At 69.2% G+C, this 4,275-nt stretch carries 1 protein-coding gene; it reads left to right on the top strand.

What is annotated here, in order from left to right; genetic code table 11:
* Positions 1 to 4,275: hypothetical protein (locus tag ACIBLC_RS41840; protein WP_399216732.1), on the top strand; the 4,275-nt coding region annotated here is incomplete at both ends.

Here is a 4,275-nt window from a genome sequence, read left to right as displayed (position 1 = left end):
GCCGCCCGGACGCCAACAGCACGACTCCGACGACGACTCCGACGGAACGAACTCGGACGAATCCGACTGGAGCGCACCGTCCCCCACCCCAGCCGGTTCGTCCACGGCCCCGCCCTTCACCTGGGTGCAGCCGCCCATCGCCGCGCCCACGCCTGTGCACGCACCGCCCTCGCCCGAGCCTGTACGGGAGGACGAGGCGGAACAGAGCGAGCCGTTCGACGCCTCGTCCCTGGTGACCTACGTCCTGCCGGACAGCCTTCCGGAGGGGCCGTTCGACGCGGGAACACTGTGGGCGCAGGCACCCGCGCTGGAATCCTTCGCGGTGGTCACCTCCTCCGCCCAGGGTCTGACGGTGCCGCTGCGGTACCCGGACGACCGTACGACCGCCGAGTGGGACAGCCCGTGGGACGGCAACGACGCCTTCAACGCCGTGATGGAACCGGCCGACAAGTACCTCGCCCTCGTCGTCGAGCGAGCTGAGCGCACCCGGACGGACCCCCATGCCGCCAAGGAGGAAAGGGACGCCGCGGAGCACTTGTTGAAAACCAACAAACTGCTGGAGGACGATGGCTGGCGCCCCGAGTACCGCAGTGAGTTCCTGCGAACGCAGATGCTTCTCGGGGAGAGCGGGCTGCTCGACGACCTGCCCCGCGAACTCGTGATCAACCCCAACTGGTCGCGGGAGCACGGCATGCCGGACCCCGAGGACTCGCCCTGGGCCCTTGTCGACCCCGCCGACCCGACCGGCCCGGTGGGCGGTTCGCTGCGCGGCACCGAAGGAGTGTCCGCCCGGTTCCACACCTGGCTGAACGGGGCCGGCGGCGACAGCGGCTGGCTGTCCGTCTGGGCGGATGAACAGGCGGGCGGGTCGATCAACACCGAGTCCCAGCGGTTCAAGGTGATGATCAGCCACTTCCGTCCGCCCAAGTCCGGCGACGGGTATCACACGGCGGGGCTGAACAGCGGCCTCCAGCACGACACTTGGCAGTCGGACGGCCGCGAGTACCCGGTCACGCGATTCGACCCGCGGTACCTGGACCACACGACGTACATACGCAGCATGGTCGCCCAGCACGTCTTCACCTACGAGCTGCTGAACCGGGTGAAGATGCCGAACGTCGACGCCGAGCAGGGGGTCGTCCAGCTCATCCGCCTGGAAAAGCGGAGCCTGCTGGAGGACCAGAACGGCGGAGCCATGACCCTGGGCGACGACGTACAGATGAGACGGGGACCCGCGGAGTCGTACAGCCTCCTGACGCCGTACAAGGACCCCACGGACGAGAGCAGCCACACGCTCGGCCCCTTCTGGGTGACGTCCCAAAAGGTGCCACTGCACCACGTGTTCGGTACCTACCTCCAGAGCCGGGCCGACACCCAGCCGGATCATTCGCTCCTCCTGGGCGAGGGTGAGAACGAGTTCCTGGCTCTGGGCGAAGGCGCGCCCATCACCTACCACGGCACCAACACCCCACCCCAACTGCCCGTCACCACGCCCGGAGCCGTCGCCGCCCTGGCACCCCAGCGGACCGGACGACGATCCGCTCCGGCGACGGTCGAGCAGCCGCACCCGCAGGAACCCGCGGAAGCAGTGAGCGCGGAGGTGCTCGCGATCCAAGCGCGCCTGCGTACGGGGGAGTTGGCTTTGGAGGCCGCCGGTCTGCGTGCCGACGAACTCCAGCAGAACATCGACAACACCCTCGACCCGCGGGAAAAGGCAGCGCTGCGGGCGGAACTGGACCAGCACGCCGGCGTCCTCACCGAGGCACTCCACAGGGTCGAACTCGCCCTCGCGGAAACGCGTCCCGCCTCCCGTCAGGACGACACCGGAGCCGGGCCGTCCACGCCACCCCGGATGCGGCTGGACCGCACACCCCGCTTCATCGTCCCCTCCCGCTTCGACGTCCGCCGCTTCCAGCACAAGGGCGACACGGTCACCGACCTCACCGTCACCATCGCCTATCGCGGCGGCGACGCCACCACCGCCCACGACAAGCTCGCCCAAGGAGTCGAGGAGTACTACAACGCACCGGGCCACCGCCTGCCCAACGGCGACCTCCTCCACATCACCGTCCAACCCGCCGAACCCGGCGACACACCCCACCTCACCGTCAACCTCACCGACCACACCCGGCCGATGGACCAGAACAACTGGCACCGCAACGCCAATCCCATTGACTACGCCCACGAACTCGGCCACCAGTTGGGCCTCCGCGACGAATACCAGGACGACACCGCCCCCCACCGCCCCGACATCAAAGGCAGCCTCCTCGGCAACTACCACCAACCCACCCCCGACCCACTCCCACAAGGCCACCTGCGCGAACGCCACCTACAACTCCTCGCCACGCTCATCGGCGACACCCCCGCCCACAATGGGAACGCCAACTGGCAGCAGGCACGCGCCGCCAGCGCCCCCACAACCCGCTCCCACACGTGGGTCGACCCCGTCTCCCGGCCCCTGGTCTCACAGCACACCGACGCGGTGGCCGCCCGCCTCCACCCGAGTGACGCCGATGTACCGGCGGGACCCTTCAGTGTCGCGACTCTCTGGTCGAACGCACCCGAACTGCCCGCCTTCGGGGTGATCAGCATGGGCAGCGGGCGCACCTTCCCGCTGGCCTATCCGGATTCCAGCCCGGAGGACACGTGGAGCGACCCCGAGCAGGGTCACCGCGAGTACAACGACATGGCGGACAGCACAGCGCGGTACCTGGACAAGATCGCGCAGCGCGCCGAGGAAACCCGCCAGTCGACCACGGCGTCCGCCGCGGAGAAGGTGGCGGCCACCCGGTGGCTGGAGACGAACTCCGCTCTGGCGAACAGCGGTTGGCGTCCCGAGTACCGCAGTGAGTTCTTGCGGATGCAGATGCTGCTCGGGGAGAGCGGGGTGCTCGACGACCTGCCCCGCCAACTTGTGGTCAACCCGAACTGGGAGCGAGACCGCGATGTGCCGAACCCCGAGGACACGCCGTGGGCCCTGGTCGACCCCGCCGACCCGACCGGCCCGGTGGGCGGTTCGCTGCGCGGCACCGAAGGAGTGTCCGCCCGGTTCCACCGGTGGCTCGACGACGAGGGCGGCAGCAGTGTCGCCCTGGGCAACTGGGCGTTCGACCAGGCCGGCGGCTCCGTCAACCAAGAGTCCCGACGTTTCAAAGCGCTGGTCAGCCACCTCCGACCGCCGACGGCCGAGAACGGCTATTTCCTGCTCGGTGGGCCCGACGCCGACCACTCGTGGTCCCCTGACGGCAGTGACAGTTACCCGGTCACGATGTTCGCTCCATGGATGGTGCGGAACGCCGCCGCCCAGCACGCCTTCACCTACGAGGTGCTGAAGCGGGTGCAGATGCCGAACGTCGACGCGCAGCGGGGTGTCGTGCAGTTGATCCGCCTGGAGAAGCGGGACCTGCTGGAGGACCAGAACGGCGGCACGCTGACCCTGGGGCAGTCGGTGGAGATGTCTCGGGGTCCCGCGGAGTCGTACAGCCTCCTGACGCCGTACAAGGACCCCACGGACGAGAGCAGCCACACGCTCGGCCCCTTCTGGGTGACGTCCCAAGAGGTGCCGCTCCACCACGTGTTCGGCACCTTCCTACAGAGCCGGCCCGACGCCGATCCGGATCGCTCGCTCTTCCTCGGCGAGGGTGAGAACGAGTTCCTGGCCCTGGGCGAAGGCGCGCCCATCACCTACCACGGCACCAACACCCCACCCCACCTCCCCGTCACCGCTCCGGGAACCGTTGCCGCCCAGGCACCAAGGCCCGGACAGCGGACCGCACCGGTGACGGTCGGGCAGCCGCACCCACAGGAACCCGTGGAAGCAGCGGGCGACGAGGCACGGAGGGCGGAGGAGATCGCCGGCCGTGCGCGCCTGCGTTCGGCGGAGGTGGCGCTGGAAGCTGCCGGCCTGCGTGCCGACGAATTGCAGCAGAGGATCGACACCACCCTCGACCCGCGGGAAAAGGCCGCGCTGCGGGCGGAGTTGGAGGGGCACGCCATCGTCCTGGCCGACGCCCTCCACGAGGTCGAACTCGCCCTCGCGGAATCGCGACCCGTGCCTCAGAACGACACTGGGGCCGGGCCGTCCACGCCGCCCCGGATGCGGCTGGACCGCACACCCCGCTTCATCGTCCCCTCCCGCTTCGACGTCCGCCGATTCCAGCACAAGGGCGACACGGTCACAGACCTCACCGTCACCATCGCCTTCAACGGCGGCGACAGCACCGCATCCTGGAACAAACTCGTCCAAGGAGTCGAGGAGTACTACAACGCACCGGG

Origin of the sequence: Streptomyces sp. NPDC050535, from assembly GCF_044457665.1 — a bacterium.
In the GTDB taxonomy this organism is placed as follows: Bacteria; Actinomycetota; Actinomycetes; order Streptomycetales; family Streptomycetaceae; genus Streptomyces.
Note: the sequence above shows the minus strand (reverse complement) of the source record. Positions and strands in the feature narration are given on the sequence as shown.